The following is a 20,688-nucleotide window of genomic DNA, read 5'->3' on the forward strand; positions in this document are numbered from 1 at the left end:
GCTGTGGGTTTACTCAGGGAGCGGCTGGTCTTGCCCAGGCAACGATTGTTGGCAGTCCCTGCCAGATCGACCATCGTCTTGGCCGCTAACGTCCTCTTGCATGCCGTCTTACGTCAGTGTCACGCAGGGGGGCATTCGTCGCACGATCATCGTAATTCAGCGGCGATGTCGGCCACCGGCGTCCTGTAGTGACCGACTCGGCGAAAACGCTCGTCCGCCGCTCCCAGGATACGCGCGCGGGCCTCGTCGAACTCTCTTCCCGTTCGGACCGGACGATCCACTGGATCAACGGAGCCTTATTCAGCAGCCAATGCCGGTCGTGATTCCGGATTCTCGTGCGAAACCTCGTGCATATCATCCGCGGTGGGCTTGATCCGGAACCACGCGGCATAGAGCGCGGGAAGGAACAGAAGGATCAGAACCGTTCCGACCGCCGTGCCGCCGATCAGCGTGTAGGCCATCGATCCCCAGAAGACGGAATGCGTGAGCGGGATGAAAGCCAGCACCGCAGCCAATGCCGTCAGGATCACGGGCCTCGTGCGTTGCACGGTGGCCTCGATGACGGCGTGATAGTCATCAAGTCCGGCCGCAAGGTTCTCCTTGATTTGTTCGGTCAAGATCAGCGTGTTGCGCATCAGGATGCCCGCCAGTCCGATCAGGCCCAGAATGGCGTTGAATCCGAACGGCTGATGGAAGATCAGCAACATCGGCACGACGCCGGCAAGGCCGAGCGGTCCCGTCAGCACGACCATGGCCATCGTCGAGAAGGATCGCACCTGCAGCATGATGACGATCAGCATGGCAGCAATCATGGCCGGGAAGATCGTCGCCAACGCGTCGTTAGCCTTGGTGGCCTCCTCGATCGATCCGCCCAATTCGATACGATAACCGGACGGAAGGGATGCGATCAGCGGCTGAAGTGCCGTCTTGATCGCCTTGGAGACCTCCGGAGGTTGGTTCGCTTCATTGATGTCCGAGCGTATCGTGACGACGGGTATGCGATCGCGGCGTTTGAGGATCGGCTCCTCCAGACGGATTTCCGAATGGCCGACCTGGTCGAGCGGAATCGCTCGGCCGTCCCGGCTCATCAATGAGAAATCCGCCAGACGCGATGGGTCGAGCCGCTCGCCACCGGCGCTGCGTGCCACGATGGGGACGTTGCGGATGTCCTCGCGGACCTGTGTCACCGTGATGCCCGTCAGCAGGAACTGAAGCTGCCGGCCCACCTCGGCTGGAGAAAGGCCGATCAGGTTCAGCCGATCCTGATCCGGGATGAAGCGGAGCACGGGCGTGCGATTGCCCCAATCGCGATTTGCTTGCCGCACGTCATGAACGCTGCGCATGACTTCGAGCGCCTTCTGGGAGATCGCGTACAATTGCGCGGGATCCGGCCCCATCACACGAAACTCCACCGGGAACGGCGTGTAAGGTCCGAACACGAGCTGGGTGACTCGCACATTGGCCTCAGCTGCAAGACCCTGTGACGCTGCCTGACGGAGCCGGTGCTTCAAAGCCTCGCGCGCTTCCGCGTCGGGCGTCAGCACGACGATCTTGGCGAAGGCCGGATCCGGCAGCTCCGGCGCCATCGCGAAGAAGAAGCGCGGCGCACCCTGGCCGATATAGCTCGTGATGATCCTGGCCTCGGGTTGATCATGCAGCCAGGTCTCGAGCTTCTCGACAGTGGCCGTCGTCGTCTCGATGCTGGTGCCTTCTGGCAGACGAACCTCTACCAGCACTTCCGGGCGGTCGGAGGTCGGGAAGAACTGCTGCTTGACGCCCCCCATGCCGACCACGGAAAGCGCGAAGGCGACGGCGACGATGCTGCAGGTCAGGAACTTGTGGCGCACGGCGAGGGTAATGAGCGCGCGCAGGCGCTGATAGTTGGGCGTGCCGTAAATCGCGTGATGACCGCCTTCGATCGGCTTGATCGCGGGCAGCATCTTGACGCCAAGATAGGGCGTGAAGATCACTGCGACGATCCACGAGACGATGAGGGCGAACCCCACGACCCAGAAGATGTTGCCGGCATATTCGCCGGCCGTCGAGCGCGCGAAGCCCACCGGCAGGAAGCCTGCGATCGTCACCAGTGTTCCCGACAGCATCGGCGCGGCGGTGTGGCTCCACGCATAGGCCGCCGCCGAGATGCGGTCCATGCCCTCTTCCATCTTCACCACCATCACCTCGATGGCGATGATGGCGTCGTCGACGAGAAGACCGAGCGCCAGGATGAGGGCGCCGAGCGTGATGCGGTCGAAGAACCGGCCGGTCTCCAGCATGATGAGGAACACGACGGCGAGCGTCAGGGGTACGGCCGCTGCAACGACGATGCCGACGCGCCAGCCGAGGCTGAGCAGGCTCACCAGCAGCACCACGCCGAGCGCCATCGCGAACTTCATCATGAATTCGTCGACCGCCGAGGTGATGTTGACGGCCTGGTCGCTGACCTTGGCCAGACTCATCCCGAGCGGCAGTGTCCGAGCGATAGCTGCGGACCGCTCCTCCAGCGCCTTGCCGAGCGCCAGACCATTCCAGCCCTCCTGCATCACCGCCGCGAGCATGATAGTGGGCTCACCCTGGTGTCGGATGATGTAGGTGGGAGGATCCTCATAGCCGCGGCGGACCTCGGCAATGTCGGAAAGCTTCAGCGTTCGCCCGGCAGCAACGATCGGCGTGTCGGCGATCGCCTGGACGCTGTCATAAGCGCCATCGACCCGGATGAAGACCTGCGGCCCCCCGGTGTCGATCGAGCCTGCCGGGGTCAACGTGTTCTGCCGCTGGAGAGTGGCAACGATATCCGTTGCCGATACGCCGAGGGTTGCCAGTTTGGCATAGGAAAATTCGACGAAGATCTGCTCAGGACGCTCGCCGAGGATGTTGATCTTCTTGACGCCGGGCACGTGCAGGAGGTCCTGACGAATGGTCTCGGCTTGCCTTGCGAGCTCACGCATCGGCATGCCCTTGGCCTTAAGGGCGTAGAGTCCGAAGCTCACATCCGAATATTCATCATTGACGAAGGGGCCGAGCACGCCGGAGGGCAGCTTGCGGACTTCATCTCCCAGCTTCTTGCGGGCTTGATAAAACTCTTCCTGCACGCTCGAGGGCGGCGTGCTGTCCTTCAGCGTCAGCGTCATGTAGGCATAACCGGACCGCGTGGTCGTCTCCACCCGGTCGTACCAGGTCAGCTCCTGAATCCGCTTCTCCAGGGGTTCGGCGACCTGGTCCTGCATCTCGCGTGCCGTCGCGCCCGGCCACACGGTGGTGACTGTCAGGGTCTTGATGGTGAAGGACGGGTCCTCGGCCCGTCCGAGCTGGAAGAAGGCGTAGACGCCCGTGGCCGCCAGCAGGAGGATGAAGAACAGAGTAACGGCCCGCTCGCGAACAGCGAGCGCGGAAAGATTGAAGGTCATCAGTTGCTCCTGCTGTCCGAGGCAGTCCTGACGTGAGCACCTTCGTGCAGGAGATGAGCGCCGAGCGAAACGATCTGGTCACCGGACTTCGATCCGGAGATAATGGCCGTCTCGCTGGTCACACGCAGAAGCTTGACGGGCTGCAGGCGTACGGTCGAGGTCGCACCGTCGAAGACCCAGATGCCGGTCGTTCTGCCGTCGTCGAGCACGGCTCCCAGCGGCACCTGGACTTCCGGCTGACTGTCCTGGCTTGCAAGCCGAATGGTGACCGTCGCGCCAAGTGGTGCCGCCGCGGCCTCACCATCGAGCACGTAGCGGGCCTCATAGGTGCGGGTCTGCGGATCGGCGGAATCCGACAACTGACGAAGATGTGCGGTATGGCGGCGCCCGTCGCTTCCATACAGACTAGCCTCCGCAAGCGAACCGATCGCCGGGCGGATCGTTTCTGGAAGCGCCACCACGGCTTCGCGAGGACCGGACTGTGCCAGCCGGACGACCGTCTGGCCGGCGGAGACGACTTGTCCGGGTTCACCAAGCGTTTGGGTAACCGTTCCGTCCGCATCAGCAACCAGGACCGAATAAGTCGCCTGGTTCTCGGCAACCCCTGCATCGGCTTCCGCCGCGGCAAGCTGTGCTTTGGCGGTGTCCGATGCGGCCTTCGCCTGCTCGTAGCGCTGCTTTGACGTCCATCCGTCGTTGACCAGATTGGCGTAGCGCCGCTCGTCGGCGTCGGTCTGAACGACAACTGCACGCGCAGCGGCGGCGGCGTTGCGCTTCGCTGTGACTGCCAGGCGGAGATCGGTTTCGTCGATCCGCATCAGCGGCTGGCCGGATTTGACCTGCTCACCAACATTGACGAGCCGTTCGACGATCTTCCCGGCAACGCGAAAACCGAGATTGCTTTCCACTCGCGCGCCGACCGTTCCGGTGAAACCACGTTCAGATCCGCCGACCCGGGTGGCCGTCACCAGACGGACCATGGGAGGCTCTTGCCTGGGGTCGATGACCGCGGAGGCTTCATGAGCGGGAATCGCAAGAGCAACAAAGGTCGCCACCCCAGCCGGGACCAGAATACCGGCGAGCACCGCAATACCCCTCTTCATGACCGTCTCCTTGCATTTAGATTTCGTATGACTTCTATAAGTTTTTTAGAGGTCGATCGCAATCTAATTTATGGAAATGACGGGAACGTGATCTCAAAAACCGAAATCTCTCGTCGGTTCGCGGCCGAATCCGACCGACCCAGATTGATAGATTGCGATTGAAATCCATATTGGATATAGAAGTCGAACGAAATCCAAATGGAGATCCACGATGCGAGTGAGTCGCACACAGGCTGCCGAGAACCGCCAAACTGTAATCAATGTGGCAAGTCGCCTCTTCAGGGAGCGCGGCTTTGATGGCATCGGTCTCAAGGATCTGATGAAGGGCGCCGGGCTGACCCAGGGCGCCTTCTACAAGCAGTTCGCATCAAAAGAGGATCTGGCGGTTGAGGCGTCCAGGCGCGCATTGGAGAGCGCTTCCGGCCGATGGTCGGACGCGGCCGCGGCACACCCTGACGATCCGCTCGGCGCGGTGATCTCGTTTTACCTCAGCGGCGACCATCGCGGAGAGAAGCTGGACGGATGCCCGATGGTGGCGCTCGGCTCGGATGCCGCCCGGCAAGGCCCCGAGGTGAAGGCGGAATTCGAAGCGGGAGTCAGGGCACATCTCGACGTGCTCGACCGCTTCATTGCCGGGACCGGTCAGGAGGCCTCACGCGGCAAGGCCATGGCCATTCTCGCGACGATGGTCGGCGCGGTGACGCTATCGCGCGTCGTCAACGATCCCGATCTCGCCCAGGCGCTTTTGGATGCCGCGGCCGAACAGGTTCGCGACGCCGCTGCCGCTTGAAGTGAACACCCTCGAAGCACGGAGAGATCGAATGCTCAGCATGACTGAAGCCAAACCAGATTTGCTGAAGATATCGGATAAGCTAAGCGTCCGTTTTCAGAAGACCGGCAGCGGGCCTCCGCTGCTCCTCATCCATACGATCCGGACGCAACTCGAATATTTTCGCGCTCTTGCGCCCCTCCTCGCCAGATCGCACACGGTGTATGCCATCGACCTTCCGGGTCACGGACACTCACCGATCGATTCAGGCGCGAGCTTCGATGAACCCTACTTCAGGCGGGCCGTCATAAGCTTCATCGAGGAGCTGGACCTCTCGGCCATGACACTCGTTGGCGAATCGATCGGCGGCGCATTGGCCCTCACGGTCGCAGCATCGCTTCCGTGGCGGGTGAAGCGGGTCTTTGCGATCAATCCCTACGATTACGAGACCCGCTACGGCGACGGCATTCGACGCGGCAACTGGTTTTCGAACTTCATCATCGGAAGTCTTCAGATCCCGGTGCTCGGCGCGATCAATGCGTCGCTCGAAAACAAGATCGTCCTCGGCATGATCATGGGCGGCGGATATCACGACCCGCGCAAATTGCCGGCGGATCTGCTTGCCGAGTTCGGTGAAGTCGCCCGTCGCCCCCGCTACAAGCGGATCGCACGCAAGGTGCTGGCAGGCTGGCGATCCTGGAGCAAGGCGCGCGACTACTATCACCAGATCTCGGCACCCGTGACGCTCATCTACGGCGATAGCGACTGGTCACGGCCGGCTGAACGCGAACGTACACGTTCGCTGATTCCTGCTTCGCAGATGGTGACGCTCAGGAATACCGGTCACTTCTCGTCCGTCGAGAATCCGTCGGAGCTGGCTCGCGTGATAATGGAGAGCTAATGACCGCAATGACAACAACACAACGGTGTTCGACCACGCTGCCGTTTTGCTCGCCCTAGTGTCCTATTCTACGACGAGCACGTATTCGACCTGTACCATCGGATCTGCGCGCTCTATCGAGCGGGATGAAGATACAGAAACAAAGGGAAAAGTCACACAGCAGCCTGGCCGTGCGACGCTCGACCACAACCAAACATCGCACGAGACGCGCTTCGTTCTCCGCCCTGAAGCGAAAAAACCCTGCATCAGCAGGGCTTTGAGATGGTGGGCGCACCAGGGCTCGAACCTGGGACCCGCTGATTAAGAGTTCAAAATCAGCGCTTCGCTGCGATTTCTAAATCTGCTCTACGCTACGACGAACCTTCAGAAGTCCTTTGTTTTACAGGGTTTTGTCGCATAGCTTCGCAGTACATCGAACCCACACCTCCAAACACCCCGGTTCGCCAACACCGTTTGAAAACCGTTTTAGTCGACTGGCTCCCCCAATGAACGACATTCGAATGCCCCTGAGCGATAAGAGCATCGCTCAGTTACCCGCGACACCGAATTGAAGGGATTCTTCGTCGTCGTTGGGAAGAGGAAAAGAACCTTCACCGTCCAAGGCGATCTCCGGCAGGGAGGAAAGCGGGCGTCTTCGATCAGAGTATCTATCGGCGACACGCGCGAGTTGACGACCCGAGCAGCGCGCGCGATCGCGAAGGAATATCTGGCTCAGATCAGTAGAGGACAGCATCCGAAGACGGCGAAGCAAGATGGAGACGCTGGCTCCGGCCAGGCTGGGAACGAGGCGAAAATCGAGATTTCGACTGTCACCCTTAGACAAGCATGGCAGCGATATCGGGAAGCCCACTTGATCCGAAAGGGTCGCAGTGAAAAGACCTTAAGCGGTTATCGCGATCGCGTAGAACGCCTCTTTGCGGAATGGCTTGATACTTCACTAGGCGAACTCGCGATGGATCCTGCTCGCGTTGCCAAGAAGCACGACTACATTACGAAAGAGAACGGTCCCTATATCGCAAATGGCTGCATGCGAACGCTGCGCGCAATCTACAATCATGCTCGCAAGACCAACAGATTGCTGCCACCCGACAACCCAGCAGACGCCGTCGACTGGAATGAGGAGAAGCGCCGAGATACCGGCATGGGCGCGAGCGACTTGACCGAATGGTTCCGGGAGTTGGCTGCCCTCGAAAATCCGGTCCGCCGCGAATTTCATCTGCTCACGCTGCTCTGTGGATCTCGGACTACCGCATTACAGCAGGTAAAGCCGAGTCACGTCGATTTTCGCCGCCGAACTCTGCACATCGAAAAGCCAAAGGGCGGCAGGAAGCGAGCTTTCGACATCCCACTCTCCCGAGAAATGATACTGTGTCTCATTCGGGCAATACGCTTCGGTAGGCAGATGTATCCGTTGCAGTCGCGGAAATGGATCTTTCCCGGCGACAGTGCGTCGGGCCATCTTGCTGAAACAAAAGAGGATCGCGATACTCTTTCGAAGTGGGGTAACGATCTTCGTCAAACATTCCGGACCATTGCCACAGCTGCTGGAGTTTCGGAATTCGACGCAAAGCTGCTGATGAACCATTCAATCCCAGGCGTGAATGCCGGCTACGTTACCCGCCACAAACTACTTGAGGACCACCTGCGCAGCCAGCAACAAGCGATTAGCACCGCTGTGTTTTCCGCTATCGGTAAAATGCTTACGAAGGACGCCGCCTTGCGAGATTGGCTAGGACGCTGCGCAAGCCGATGTGTAATCGGCGGGCAACAGATGAAGCGAGGCGATCTGGGTGAGGATCAAGACAGAATTCCGCATGCAGCATGAATGCACGCATAGGCCGGATAGCTTTGGTGCTCGGCGCCGCGGTCGGTGCAGCGCACCTCGGAATCTAGGAATCTAAAAGGCTGTAGCGCAACCGCCTATTCCAACATTCGGTTTCCTGCGTCCCGAACGCAGGAGCATCTTCTAAGTTATTGATATTCCTCGATTGGCCAACGTTTCCGTCCCGTTTTGTTCACGATCATTTCACCCAATTCGTTGCGATTTCGTTGCGGCGTTCTTGAAGCGGAATGGGCATCTCTGATGCATGGGCATTTTCGAGAGGTAGCAATGTCAGGGCGGGGAAAGGATTCCCTGCGTAGGCTGTGTTGAGAGCCGGGGGCCGCTGGCGTCGGTGGTCGGACTTCGAGTCAGTGGTCCGCTGATGCGCAAATTCGGTGAAGTGCCCCTATAGATATTCGCACCAGCGCTCTACTGGACGAACAAACGACCTGCTGGCTCAAAGCTATCCTTTGGACAGGCGCAATTCCTCGATGGCTCGGACGCAGATCTTGACGGGGTCCTTGAGGCCGGTCTGCCCGATCTCAATGATCTTCCTGGCTATCAATTCGGTGAGGGGATCGTTTCGATCCTGTACGCCAATCGTGCGGAGGGCCTGCTCGTAAGCGGTGGAAAGCCGCGTGATCTCTTCGGGTCCGAGAGGTGAGTTTTGAAGTATCCGGTAGATGGCCAACTGTTGTCCCCCTGCTGGACGCAGCGTAGCACCAGCCTGCTGAGGGAGCATTGCGATTTAGGAGCTAAATTTAGCTTCTGAAAAAGCGCGGATGAGCCGGTGGAGATCCGCAATGGCAATGCTTTTAGGGCCGTCTGAATCCTACGGACCTCGACATGCGCTGGAACCACCTGCTAAGCTGAGCGGTCCCTGGTGGACGCTTACAGGGCGGTCCCGTGTAGAGAAAGGCGTGGTAAGCCCCACCTTTAGCTTCACGGAGCACGGTATGGCCGAAATCCGAAAGATCGCCGCGATCCTTGCCGCTGATGTCGTCGGCTTCAGTCGTCTGACGAACACGGACGAGGATGGCACGCTGGCACGGCTTCGGGCACTTCGGAGCGAACACCTCGATCCAACCGTTGCAGCCCACCGCGGCCGCGAGTTCAAGTGGACGGGCGACGGCTTCTTGGCCGAATTCAGAAGCGTGAGCGACGCCGTCTGTTGTGCGCTCGACATCCATGCGGCCATGCCGGATCGCAATACGGGTTTGCCAGCTGACCGTCGCATCGAGTTTCGCATCGGAATCCACCTCGGCGAGATCATTGAAGAAGACGATGGCGACCTTATGGGGGACGGGGTCAACATCGCGGCCAGGCTCGAAAGCATCTCGGCCCCAAATGGCATCTGCATCTCAGCCGCCGCATACGATCAAGTTCGCAACAGATTGAATCACGACGTCATCGATCTCGGCGAGCGGGATCTGAAGAACATCCAGCGCCCGGTCAGAGCTTATCTGATCGGGGGAATGGCGAACCATGGGAGCGTCGCCGCGGCGAGGTCGATTGGCTCCGCAACGGGTCGGTCCCAGGCGGAGAGGCCCTCTCTCGCGGTGTTACCCTTCCAGAATCTTGGGGGCGACCATGAGACCGACTATTTCGCGGATGGTATCGTTGAGGACATCATCACAGCCCTAAGCCGCACGCGATGGCTGTTCGTCATCGCTCGCAATTCGTCATTCATCTACAAAGGTAGGCCCGTTGACGCTCGCCAAGTCGGGCATGAACTCGGTGTGCGTTACCTCGTCGAAGGCTCGATCCGGAAGGCGGGACAGAGGATCCGAATCTCGGGACAGTTGATCGAGGCCGCAACAGGGCGGCATCTCTGGGCTGACCGCTTCGACGGGGATCTCGCGGACATCTTCGATCTACAAGACAGGATCACCGCTTCGGTCGTGGTAGCGATCGAACCAAGTGTTCGCCTGGCCGAGATTGAGCGCGCCCAGCGGAAGCCGACGGACAACCTGGACGCCTACGACCTGCTCCTCCGCGCGCTCCCCGCGATAAATGCCTACACGCGAGAGGGGTTCGCGGAGGCTGAAACCCTGCTGCGTCGCGCGGTGGCGCTCGATCCAGCCTACGCGGAAGCGCTCGCGGCCCTTGCGGAGTGCCTGGTACGAATGATGCTCAACGGCTGGGTGGCGAACAAATCGGCTGCAACGGCCGAAGCCGCCGACCTCGCGGCGAGAGCCGTCACTCTTGATCCCGCGAACGCCACGATTCTTGCCATTGCGGCCTGGGCCTATTCGACGGTTGGCGTGCGGTTCGAGCAATCCCTCGAGCTTGCGGACCGTGCTCTCGCGATCCACCCAAACTCGGTTCATGTCCGTTCGTTCAGCGGGTGGGTGTACAACTATTTTGGCGAGAGTCTCAAAGCCATCGAGCAGTTCGAAGAGGCGCGGCGGCTGAGCCCGATCGATCCGAAGAGCTATTTTCCAATGCTCGGGCTTGCGGTGGCCCACTTCTTTGCTGGCCACTTCGAGGAGACCGTGGCGATCACAGGCCGTATCCTGGCGGAGGTGCCGACCCACAACGTCGCGCGCCGCTACCGAGCCGCAGCCTTCGCACACCTTGGTCGCTTGAACGAAGCTCGCGCCGCGATCGCCGATCTCCTGCAAGCTCAGCCGAGTTCGAGTCTTCGGAACTCCCGCAGCAGCGTGTTTCGGGATCAGCGCATGTCCGATCTTTACATCAGCGGTCTGGAGAAGGCAGGCCTCCCCGAGTGACAGCGCGTAGGATGGGTAGAGTGAAGCAAAACCCATCAAGGGTCTATCTGCGGACGAGGTATGACGGATTTCGCAAGTGCTCTAGCCGTCCTACGACCTACGTCCGTCCGATCAGCTGAGCGATCTCCCAGACATGACCTGAAGGATCGGCGAAGGATGCGGTTCGCCGTCCCCTTGGAAGGTCGATCGGGCCATAACAGCGCGACGAGCGGAGACGCCTGAGAGACGTCGAGAAGATTGATCAAGAGGCCGCCGAATCTCAAGACAGACGAGACGGCATCCTCCCAGACTATCTCGGATGCGAAAACCTTGGCGTAGAACGCCTTCGAATCCGCGATGTCATCCAGGTGACGTCGCGGCCGCCGAACAGGATCGTGCCTGACGATGGCAGGATGAAGCCGCCCAAGATGCCGAGCAGCGTGGTCTTGCCGGAGCCGGAAGGACCGAGCAGCGAAACGAACTCGCCGGTGCCGACATTGAGGGAGACGTCATCGAGAGCGCAAACGGCGCCGCAGGCCTTGCTCGCGGACCTGATCTCGACGCTTTCCGCTCGTTTGTCCAACGATCGCCCTCGCCTTGCCCTGCAATGGCGTGCCTCAGTGCGCGCCATAAGCCTGCTTTATAGACAGGGATTTGGAGCACTCACGATTGAAGCGTGCGCCGCACCAAATCTTCTCTCGAAGAGCCTGTCTTTAGGCTGTGATGCCAATCACACCAGACCTGGCAAAATCCGGCAATTGCCAAATTCTCACCGCGCCCATAACATGGCGTTATGCCTGAGCTGCGCCGGATGCTACCTTCCAGTAACGCCCTGTTCGTCTTCGACGCAGCAGCGCGCAATGGCAGCTTCACGGCGGCAGCAGTCGAATTGAATGTCACGCAGCCGGCGGTGAGCCGCATGCTCGGCCAGTTCGAAGAGCATCTTGGCGTGCGCCTGTTCGATCGCAAGGCGGGCCGCGCGGTGCTCACCGAGGAAGGCGAGCTCTTGTATCGGCGCGTGCTCGACGGCTTTCGCAGCATCGAGACCGGCCTCGTCGAGATCGAGCGCCGCCGCAAAGGCACCGAGACGGTGACGCTGTCAGTCTCCTCCGCCTTCACCACGCACTGGCTGATGCCGCGCATCGACAAGCTGCAGCGGCAGTTTCCCAAGGTCGATTTGCGCTTCCAGCTGATCTCCGGCGCGCTACGCGGGCCGGTGGAGAATGTCGATCTCGGCATGCGCTTCCGCGATCGCGACGAGCCGTCGTCGGGCGGCACGCTGGTGATGAAAGAGGTCATGCTGCCGGTGTGCAGCCCCGGCTATGTCGGTCAGACCGGGCCAGAAGGCAACACCATCATCCGCCTGGCCGAGACGTCCGGAGACTGGGCGGCGGACTACCCATCCTTTCTCACCAAACGCCGTGGTGCGGCCAAGGCGCTGAGCTTCACCGACTATGCCGTCGTGGTGCAGGCCGCCCGGCTCAGCCAGGGTATCGCGCTCGGCTGGCTGGCGGTGACCTCGCACTGGCTATTGACCGGCGCGCTGGTGCCGGCATCCGACGCGCTCGCCACCACACGTCGCATCTGCGAATTCCTGCCGCCCCGCAATCGGCCGATGCGGCCCATCGCTGCCGAGATCCGCGACTGGATCATCGAGCAGATGCGACGCGAGCTCACCGCGATCGACCGCATTCACGCGAAGCTCGGCTTGATATCGGCCTGTTATTGATACTCGCGCGAATCGCACGGTAGCTCGGCGCGGCAACCGCTTGAACAGGGTGACCGTAACGCAAAGAACAAACCATGTACATTTACACCATCAGAGGTGCTTCAGTGAGGGCATTAGATGTCCGATTTGACGCCCAAGCCGAAATGCTTCCGCTCGGTCAGGGCATTACCGGTTTTGACCCTGGCTGTGAAAAAGCCACGAGTCGGCTACGATTCCTCCGTTTCCTGATTGGGGGATACGGATGGGACGCTTCGTTGAAGGTGCGGACAGATCCCAGCTGACGCTCTCGCCGGACTGCCTGGAGGATTGGGTAAGCGAGGACAACGCGGTCCATGTGATCGATGCGTTCGTCGAGGCGCTCAATCTCCATGGACTGGGTTTGAGCGCGTGATCGCCAAGGAGCCGGGCCGGCTCTCCTATCATCCGGCAGTCCTTCTGAAGCTTTACATCTACGGTTATCTCAATCGGGTGCAATCCAGTCGCCGCCTGGAACGTGAGGCTTGCCGCAATATCGAGGTGATGTGGCTGATTGGCCGCCTGGCTCCCGATCACAAGACAATCGCCGACTTCCGGAAGGACAATGGCGCGGCCATCCGGAAGGTTTGCGCGAAGTTCGTTGCCCTACGCCGGCAAATGGGCCTGTTGCAGACCCCAAGCCGGCCTTGCCTTCTGCCGTCCGGAAACCGCGCCGTTCTGTGCGGCCTGGAATGGCACGCGCTCAACTGTTGCGCGCTCATTGAGATTGATCGATGGTGGTGCGTTGGATCACGTTCGGTTGCTACCCTCGCCAATGGGCTCGGGTGCAGTTCACGCCACCTTGCACGGCTCTTCGAGCGGCATGTCGGAGCCAGCCCGCAACAGGTAGCAAAGACCACGTGTACAGCGAGCGAAGCGCTTGTTTGACGGCACGAATGAACCGTTGGCCCAGATTGCTTATCGAGCGGGCGTTCGCAGCGTGCGCCGGTTCAACGCCGCCTTTCGCGAACTCTATGGACGCTCGCCCTCAACCATTCGCCGCAGCGGTAAAATATCGCCTGAGATTGGGCACCCCCAAGCCGAAGAGTGCTTAAGCCATCGTGAAGTCGGCTGTCGCTGGTAGACCGGACGCCGAGCCGCGCTTGCTGCGACCGCCGCTTGTGACCCAACTCGGATCGCGACAGGGCCGGTAGGAAGTCGTCCTACTTTGAGTTGAGTTACGAAGAAAACATCCGTTATGCGTGTTGTTGAGACGAATCGGGAAGCATGCGTGTTGTTCTGAGAATGTTGAAACTTATTGTCACGATTTTGCTTTTCGGCGTTTTGGTATTCAGCGTCTGGCTTCATCCCACCCAATGGGCTGCCGTCCGCCACGGCCTATGCGGCAAAAATGGTTTGCTCGAACGTGTTCATTGCCAAACGCGAGGCGGATGCGGTGATTAGAACTGACGTGGCGTTTGCACTTCCCCGTATTGTCAAACGTCTGCACATCAATGTCGACGCCGCCAACCAGCGTGTCGAGGTGGCGTATCGTGGCCTGTTCGCCAAACGCTACGCTCAATATGAGGAGGGACGTGGTTGCACGCTGGCCTCGAGCGACGAAGTCCCCCATCGCGCCGCGCCGCCTTCACTGCCAGGAAAGCCTAATGCGCTCTGGCCGGTCGGCGAGAGCGCTCAACTGTCCGACGACAAGCACTTACTGGCGGCGCTGAACGATTCGGCTCTCCAGGGGCCCGGCATGCGCGCGATCGTCGTGGTCCAGGACGGGCGCATTATCGGTGAAACCTACGGTGAAGGCTTCAACGCTTCGACGCCCTTGCAGGGCTGGTCGATGACGAAGACCGTGAACGCCGCCTTGGCCGGCATGGCGATCAAGGACGGAAAGCTTTCGCTCGTCGAAAAAATCTGTTTCCGCTGTGGGCCGGCGACGCGCGCGCGGACATCTCGGTGGCCGATTTGACGGCCATGACAAGCGGATTAAAATGGAGTGAAGATGGTGACTCTCCCGACCCTGACGGGTTGGAGAATCTCGCACATGATGCGGCGGCTTTCGCGAGGGACCATCCGCTTGTCGCCCCGCCTGGAACGAAGTTCAACTATTCCGGGGGGTCGTCCGTCCTGTTGGCCTGGGCTTGGCAGAACGCGGTTGGAGCGGACGCGCGAGCGTATCCGCAGGAGCGATTGTTCAAGCCTTTGGGCATGACCAGTGCTGTTCTTAAGGCCGACCCTTCAGGCACATTCCTTGGCGAAGCCTTTCTCTTCGCCAATGCGCGTGATTGGGTGCGCTTCGGCGAATTCCTGCGCTTGAATGGAGAGTGGAACGGTGCACAGCTTTTGCCTCCGGGCTTTGTCGATTACATGCGCTCGCCTGTGCCGTCGTGCGACGAGGGACATGGTCTACGGTGCGGACAGCTTTGGTTGGGACCGGGCCAAGGATTCCGACTCCCTGCCGACACGTTCATGTTGCAAGGGCACCTCCGCCAGGTGATCGCGATCATTCCCTCGCGTAAACTGGTAATCCTGCGCATCGGTTTAACGCGGGAAGATATTGGGTACAGCGTTGCGAAACTGCTGTACGCGATTGTCGCGGCGTGCAGATCGTATAAATGATGCGCTACTTTCGGGTTTGGCCCTTCGCGACATGCCAATTGCACCGAGCGATGTCCGCATTCAGGGGTAATCCGGACGGCATTCTCTCATCCTGAGTTCTTCGCAGTTGACCAACGCCGACATGCGCGGCGCGAATCCTCTTCAAGGATACTTACGCTTTCCCAAGGCGGGTATGGTGTTGACCAGAATCAAGGGGCAAAAGTGCAGTTTCCAATGAGGCAAATCATATTCTCAATAGTCGCTGTTTTGTCGTTCTCACCCGCGCGTGCTGAGATGGTCAAGATACCTTGGCATACTTCGGCGCAGTCCTTGCCTTGGATTCCCGGCAACGAATACATCGACGGCAGGTCGAAAAACTTCATGGACGGCACCGTCGAGGAGAAGGGCAAGGTAAGGGCCGAGGGCGAACTGTCGGCGGACATTATGCGGCCGCAGGGCGCCAAGGGACCAATCCCCTTCGTGATCATGCTGCACGGCTGCGACGGGTTCGGCCGGGTCGAGAGGAAATGGGGGCGCGACTACGGCGGCAGATTGGTCGGAGCAGGCTATGGTGTTCTCCTGCTCGACAGCTTCGGCAGCCGGGGATTGGGACCCGACGGCGTCTGCTCGGATCCCAGCCAGTTGACTTGGGCGCGGCGCCGGGCTGACGATGCGTATGCGGCGCTGGACTGGCTCATCGGACAGAAGATCGCCGATCCCAAGCGGGTCTACGTCCTTGGCCGCAGCAACGGTGCGACCACGAGCTTGATCATCATGAACCGGGCGATCGGCGACTTGCACGAGCACATGTTCGCGGGCGGCTTCGCGATGCAGCCGTCCTGTTATTTGATGAAGTACGTCGAGTTCTACGCCCCGGTCCATCTCTTCCTAGCAGAGAAGGACGAGGCGACCAGCCCCATCCTCTGCGGCCAGATGGCCGAGAGCAAGCGGTCGATTCCCGTGAAGACGGTGCTGTAGAAGGGGGCGAACCACAGTTTCGAAGATCACGAGCCGATCCACGTTTTCCATGGCTACCATGTCGGATACAATGCCGCGGCTGCGGAAGGCACCATCAAGGCAATCATTAGTGCGTTGAACGACGCCAAGAAAGCGGAAAACTGACCGCGCGGAGTCGCACGGCCTGTAGGTCTGCGACGACGGCCGAATGGCGCAGGATAGATGCGGGAAGTCCGTCTGAACGACTTCCGCTCTTGGCCCATCGCGTCGTTTCGCCGCTATGCAACAATACGTCGGCTATCCGGGCATAGCGGACATCTTAAGCCGCCCGCTCGGCAGATTTATGGGTTCACCGCCTAGTCTCCCACAGGCCTCACGGCGGCCGAGCTCGTTCCGATTGGCGTTACGCTATTAGGAAACGTCGCGCCTTGTAGGTAGCGTCGCGACTTGAGCCAATCGCCCCGTCCACCCCAGAACTTCAGGTCCGATGCCACTCAGCCCGTCCGAGAGACCGCGGAATGACCGAAAGGCACCTCGCGGAATTTGACAAACGCTTGATCGTTTCGCGCGATCCAAGGCCTCACTACCGCAGCGGGAACTTGCGTGAAGAATGAGCAGCTTAACGCCAGGTGTTCTGGGAACGAATTGTTGCGCGCAGACATTCTCCAACTCCACGAGTTGAAGGAGAATAGGATGCGCAAGTACTTGTTTGCTGCGGCGATCGTGAGTGCAATTGCGACACCCGCAATTGCGGATGAAGTTGGTGTCGGAGTTCAGGCCGGTCCGGTAGGCGGAGGCGTCACAGTCGGAGAGTCTCGCGAGCACCGGGCGGTTGATCGGGACCGCACAACGGTCATCAAGGAGCCCGAGCATAGGGAAAGTGATAGAACGACCGTCATTAAGAAAGAGAACGAGGACGGTAGCCGAGAGAAAGCCGTCATTCATCACGATAACGACTAACAAAACAAAAAGCCCGGACCAGCGTCCGGGCTTTTCTCTTGCGTGCGAGCACACAGACGATCTGTTTGTTTCGCTACTTCGGATCATCGGCCGGATTAACCTAAGCAATCCCGAATGGCCCTTGACCGTGGATTTGAACAACAGAAGGACTGCTTGTCCAACCATAGTGGTTGGTGAGCGGCCATCGTGTGCCAGCGATGAAGCAAGTCAACTGAAAGTTAAATCCCGCTGATCCGTTGACTTTCATTTGGCAAGATGGCAGCGGCCGCGCCACTCGCTTGAGCTAGATTGCAGATCAGGGCTCAATGCTATCAGGGATCCGATCTTACGTTCATCTCGAAGTAAGACGGCCAAGGCAACTCCACCTGGTGTAGACAGGGGTGCTTCCGATTCGCTCTTCCCGCTCCATCCGCAAGTGAGTACTCAGTCACTCTCGGAGCGGTCGCGATCTTGTCCGTGGGCTACCGACGCCAGTCGCATACGCGGGGAACTCAAGAGCGAAGGTACCGGGTCAATCGCTTGGGGAAAACATGGGAGGTTGGGATGGAAACTGCCCGCCGCTTTCGCGCAATGGCGTTGCTTTGCCGACAGTCTGCTGCGCGCCAACCTGAGAGAAGCTGGAAACTGCTCGCAGAGGCAGAGTACTGGGAGCGTCTGGCGGCTGCGGCTTTGGTTTACTGAGGTTTGGTCCAGCGATTGTTTGTCCTTTCTCTTTTCATCGACTTCTTTCAAATCATATTCTGAGGCAGGAGATGTCCAGGACACGTCAGATTTATACTTGTGCTGTTCTGAGCGAGCGGCTCCAAACGCTTGTAGCGGAGCTTAGAGAGGTGGAGAAGCTTCGAAGTAAGCTCCGACACATAGGAGCGAGAGCGACCGGCAGAAGACGGCGTACAAAGCGGGCAGCAGAGCAAGAGCCGTTTAGAGACCCCGCCGGGTCCGAAGATCGGCCCGCGTTGGCGAGCCGCGGCGACGGTGGCCCTGCGACATGTCGGCAGCCTGCCAGGCCTGCGTGCCTCACAACGTTCGAACTGACTCGGTGGCGAGACCGGCCGTCTATTCAGGATCGCGCGGTCACCCTGACTTTCGTTCGACGTTGCACCTCGGAACACAGCAACAAATCGATCGCCTTCCCAAAGCTCAACGTCGTGCTCGCCATGCATTTGCTCGGCTCGACGCCTCGCCGCCTGCTCGTCAATGCAGTCGAGCTTTGCCGCGCAGATCACTGGTCGGGTGCTGTCCACCACAAACGCTTTGTACCGCATGACGCAATCCGATCCCAAAGGCGACCGTCATCGTAATCGAATGTCCGTCCAAGGGAGTGCCAATCAAAGTGCGGGCGCGCGGAACCGTTCTACGTGTCGCAATTCGGCTATACCAACTCCTGGAATTTATCGATCGCGCGGCGCCGCGCACGTATTGCGACCTCACTGGCGTAATCTCACCGCGTGCCGAAGCATGCGGCTCGAGCTTAGGATCGAGAAGCCACCAAGCGTCATCAGCAGCACACCTAAACAAGTTGCCGTCCAGCTGCGTGCCTCGTCGTGCGCCTCTGCAATGCGGGCGCCCATGGGCATAGCTGGAGGTGAGCCGGCGAGCGCGGGCGCGAGGAGCTGCTCAACGTCGACTTGGCCCGGCACGGAGTGCTCCGGCGTAAGCCGCCGGCTGTGAAGATCGGTGGGTGCCGCTGACGTCATGGTGGTGCCCATATCGAGTACGGAAGCGGCATCAGCTACCTTGATTTCGGGTACAGGCGGCTGAGACGGCTCGGCCGTCGCGGAGCGCAGCAACTGCGCGCGCGCATCAACGACCGCGCTCTGCCTGGGCCGCTCAGTCCGGTTCTCGTCCAAACTGTCGGTGCGATCTTGGGCCACGCGATGACGAATGGTCTTCTTCACCTTCGCTATACCCTCGATCAGGAACCAGCATTTGCGGTGCCCGTCCATTCGATAAACCCAATGCTGGCCGTGGGGGATCAAATTGCCGGGGCGTCCCAAGCATTCCGCTTGCGGCGGAGAGATTACCGCGGATTGGGGCGCAGCAGTGTTGAAGATATCCCCAAGAGGATTGGAGGACGCAGGCGCCGCCGTCGAAAGAGCTCCAACAAAAACCAAACCAGCGAAGTAAAATCGCAAATAACCGGACATCGAAGACTCCCGGTGTTGCGCCCACCCCTCACACCCTTCGCCGTCACCTGGGCCGCGATGCGGCTGAAATCGGGCAACGCTATGGATTCATTGCGGGATTGTCGCCTGATGCCGCCCGTGCCAGGCTTTCATATCGGCCTACCACGATCCGGTGCCGGGCCGTCATGGCATGAATCGCGACGACGCTGTCGTCGGCCGGCCATGTAGAACGAGGACGCAGCGCCTTCAGGTCGAACTTGCACGAATCTCTGGTTCACACCAAGACGGCACTGCAGTCATCCAGTTCTCAGAGTACAAGTCCCAATGCGAGCCAAGTTGTAAGAGACAAGCAGACGCCAATTCCCAGATAAGGCAATGCTATGCACATCGGCTCCTCCGTGACCCGACACGCCTGACAACCTTTGAGACTCGCAGATTCGGTGGCTCGCGCCTATCTCGATTTTAGGTACGGCGTACTCTTTTGAGCCTATGCGTGCGATGTATCAATAGAACGCGACGGCGATGCGCTTCTCGTGGCGCCAGACCACTGCACAGCGGCGTGGGCTCCCGTCGGGAATGACGGTCAGCGCGAATTCGTTAGGAAGTTTTTCGTCTGCAGCAACATCGAGCGCGGCGCCGTACGCTGAAATGCTTCGAACGGTGCACTCTGTTTTCGACCGGCCGAAGCTGATCGAGCCTAACGTTACAACGCGAGGCGAGCGAGGATTCTCGAACATATTGTTCTCCAGGTATTTGAGACAACGCACGCAAATCCACCTCAGTAACTATCCCTTGGCGACGCAGCGCGTGCCTTTCAATGCCGCCAAAGACGCCGATTCAGAAATCGGCCTGACGGTCCAGGATCCGGATTTGAAGGGATGCGCTTGAGATTGTCCGACTTGCCTCCCCAGGACGATCAACCCAGGTTGGTAAGCCATCACGACCGCTGCTCCGGGACACTTACCGAAATTGGCAGCAAAGTCGGCGCCGGTTTAGCCATCTCGTGGCCACATCTCTAGCCGTCCTCTCCATCGGTAACGCAGAGCCCTTTTTAATATCTTTTAATTGCTCCTTAATAGCCTATTTAATACATCGTACATTAAACTACAAAATTAAACAGTCCAATGGTTATTTGGGAGGATCAGGCGAATCCGGGGCGGGAGCCATTCGCCATCATCGCGGATCTGCGTTGGACCCCGATCCAAGGCGGCTGTCCGCTCTGGGAAAGCAGCAAAGTAGAACGGTTAACCGAGCCAACCAAGCGGCCTCATTTTGGGCCAACTTGATCATGAGCCTTGAGGCGTTCTGCATAGGGAGCTGCCTCGTGACCAGACTCATTGTGCTTGGAGTCGTTTGCCCAGCAGGGCTAGAGCCTGTCCTCAATTAGAGGATTCCCAAGCAGATTATCGCGTGATTCATAGGCACTCAGCTGATTCGGAGCTGACAAGATGCGCCGCTACGCCCTTCGGGACGATCAATGGGACAGGATCAAGGATATTTTGCCCGGACGTGAGGGGCATGTGGGGGTAACGGCCAAGTACAATCGGCTGTTTGTAGAAGCGGTGATCTACCGTTATCGGGCCGGCATCCCTTGGCGGGACTTGCCCGAACGCTTTGGCGACCCGATCAAGATCCATA

General features: G+C 59.7%; 16 protein-coding genes and 3 pseudogenes. 12 read left to right on the plus strand and 7 right to left on the minus strand.

Translation table 11 applies throughout. The annotated features are described in order from the left end of the window. Positions 1–296: 296 nt before the first annotated feature. Positions 297–3,407 (minus strand): efflux RND transporter permease subunit, encoded by a 3,111-nt coding sequence (locus tag IVA80_RS31405; protein WP_247438729.1) that lies wholly within the window; start codon positions 3,405–3,407, stop codon positions 297–299. Continuing rightward, a complete protein-coding gene (locus IVA80_RS31410) occupies positions 3,407–4,510 on the minus strand; it encodes an efflux RND transporter periplasmic adaptor subunit (protein ID WP_247438730.1) in 1,104 nt (367 codons plus the stop codon). The genes IVA80_RS31405 and IVA80_RS31410 overlap by 1 nt, the downstream gene beginning before the upstream one ends. Before the next feature lie 211 nt (positions 4,511–4,721). Here IVA80_RS31410 and IVA80_RS31415 point away from each other — a divergent pair, with 211 nt between their 5' ends. The 3 genes from IVA80_RS31415 to IVA80_RS31425 all read left to right on the plus strand — a co-directional run bounded on the left by IVA80_RS31415 (position 4,722) and on the right by IVA80_RS31425 (position 8,005). Beyond that, positions 4,722–5,300 carry a TetR family transcriptional regulator gene (locus IVA80_RS31415; RefSeq protein ID WP_247438732.1) on the plus strand — a complete coding sequence of 193 codons (579 nt, stop codon included), beginning with the start codon at positions 4,722–4,724 and terminating at the stop codon, positions 5,298–5,300. A 31-nt stretch (positions 5,301–5,331) separates the two neighbouring features. After that, positions 5,332–6,180: an alpha/beta hydrolase gene (locus IVA80_RS31420; protein WP_247438734.1), complete on the plus strand. Its 849-nt coding sequence runs from the start codon at positions 5,332–5,334 to the stop codon at positions 6,178–6,180. 547 nt (positions 6,181–6,727) lie between these two features. Further along, positions 6,728–8,005 carry an integrase arm-type DNA-binding domain-containing protein gene (locus IVA80_RS31425; protein WP_247438735.1) on the plus strand — a complete coding sequence of 426 codons (1,278 nt, stop codon included), beginning with the start codon at positions 6,728–6,730 and terminating at the stop codon, positions 8,003–8,005. Between the two features lie 460 nt (positions 8,006–8,465). On the opposite strand, the gene IVA80_RS31430 is transcribed toward IVA80_RS31425, so the two are convergent. Beyond that, positions 8,466–8,693: a hypothetical protein gene (locus IVA80_RS31430; RefSeq protein WP_247438737.1), complete on the minus strand. Its 228-nt coding sequence runs from the start codon at positions 8,691–8,693 to the stop codon at positions 8,466–8,468. Between the two features lie 265 nt (positions 8,694–8,958). Here IVA80_RS31430 and IVA80_RS31435 point away from each other — a divergent pair, with 265 nt between their 5' ends. Then, positions 8,959–10,734, plus strand: coding sequence for an adenylate/guanylate cyclase domain-containing protein (locus tag IVA80_RS31435; RefSeq protein ID WP_247438739.1), 1,776 nt, complete (start codon positions 8,959–8,961; stop codon positions 10,732–10,734). A 97-nt stretch (positions 10,735–10,831) separates the two neighbouring features. Here the strand turns inward: IVA80_RS31435 and IVA80_RS31440 are convergent. Further along, positions 10,832–11,120, minus strand: a pseudogene (locus IVA80_RS31440) (hypothetical protein). Beyond that, positions 11,075–11,296 (minus strand): annotated as a pseudogene (locus IVA80_RS31445) (ATP-binding cassette domain-containing protein); the annotation flags it as partial. The pseudogenes IVA80_RS31440 and IVA80_RS31445, both read right to left, overlap by 46 nt. A 210-nt stretch (positions 11,297–11,506) precedes the next feature. Here IVA80_RS31445 and IVA80_RS31450 point away from each other — a divergent pair. The 7 genes and pseudogenes from IVA80_RS31450 (at position 11,507) to IVA80_RS31475 (ending at position 16,924) form a co-directional block, all read left to right on the plus strand. Then, positions 11,507–12,442 (plus strand): LysR family transcriptional regulator, encoded by a 936-nt coding sequence (locus IVA80_RS31450; RefSeq protein ID WP_346348036.1) that lies wholly within the window; start codon positions 11,507–11,509, stop codon positions 12,440–12,442. Between the two features lie 241 nt (positions 12,443–12,683). Further along, positions 12,684–13,084, plus strand: a pseudogene (locus IVA80_RS31455) (transposase); the annotation flags it as partial. 277 nt (positions 13,085–13,361) lie between these two features. Further along, positions 13,362–13,541: a hypothetical protein gene (locus IVA80_RS38730; protein ID WP_346348040.1), complete on the plus strand. Its 180-nt coding sequence runs from the start codon at positions 13,362–13,364 to the stop codon at positions 13,539–13,541. A gap of 282 nt (positions 13,542–13,823) precedes the next feature. Beyond that, positions 13,824–14,378: a hypothetical protein gene (locus IVA80_RS38735; protein ID WP_346348037.1), complete on the plus strand. Its 555-nt coding sequence runs from the start codon at positions 13,824–13,826 to the stop codon at positions 14,376–14,378. Beyond that, entirely contained in the window at positions 14,366–15,028 is a 663-nt protein-coding gene (locus tag IVA80_RS31465) for a serine hydrolase (RefSeq protein WP_346348038.1), read from the plus strand. The genes IVA80_RS38735 and IVA80_RS31465 overlap by 13 nt, the downstream gene beginning before the upstream one ends. Positions 15,029–15,337: 309 nt before the next feature. Continuing rightward, positions 15,338–15,985, plus strand: coding sequence for a CocE/NonD family hydrolase (locus tag IVA80_RS31470; RefSeq protein WP_247438743.1), 648 nt, complete (start codon positions 15,338–15,340; stop codon positions 15,983–15,985). Between the two features lie 672 nt (positions 15,986–16,657). Further along, positions 16,658–16,924: a hypothetical protein gene (locus IVA80_RS31475; protein WP_247438745.1), complete on the plus strand. Its 267-nt coding sequence runs from the start codon at positions 16,658–16,660 to the stop codon at positions 16,922–16,924. A 1,427-nt stretch (positions 16,925–18,351) separates the two neighbouring features. Here IVA80_RS31475 and IVA80_RS31480 read toward each other — a convergent pair. Further along, positions 18,352–19,071, minus strand: a complete 720-nt coding sequence (locus tag IVA80_RS31480; protein WP_247438748.1) for a hypothetical protein — start codon at positions 19,069–19,071, stop codon at positions 18,352–18,354. Between the two features lie 482 nt (positions 19,072–19,553). Next, complete coding sequence (locus IVA80_RS31485; protein WP_247438750.1) at positions 19,554–19,787, minus strand: PilZ domain-containing protein; 234 nt, start codon at positions 19,785–19,787, stop codon at positions 19,554–19,556. 711 nt (positions 19,788–20,498) lie between these two features. Between IVA80_RS31485 and IVA80_RS31490 the strand changes: the two genes are divergently transcribed. Further along, positions 20,499–20,688: transposase (locus tag IVA80_RS31490; RefSeq protein WP_247438752.1), on the plus strand; the 190-nt coding region annotated here is incomplete at its 3' end.

This window comes from Bradyrhizobium sp. 139 (assembly GCF_023074175.1).
Classification (GTDB): Bacteria; Pseudomonadota; Alphaproteobacteria; order Rhizobiales; family Xanthobacteraceae; genus Bradyrhizobium.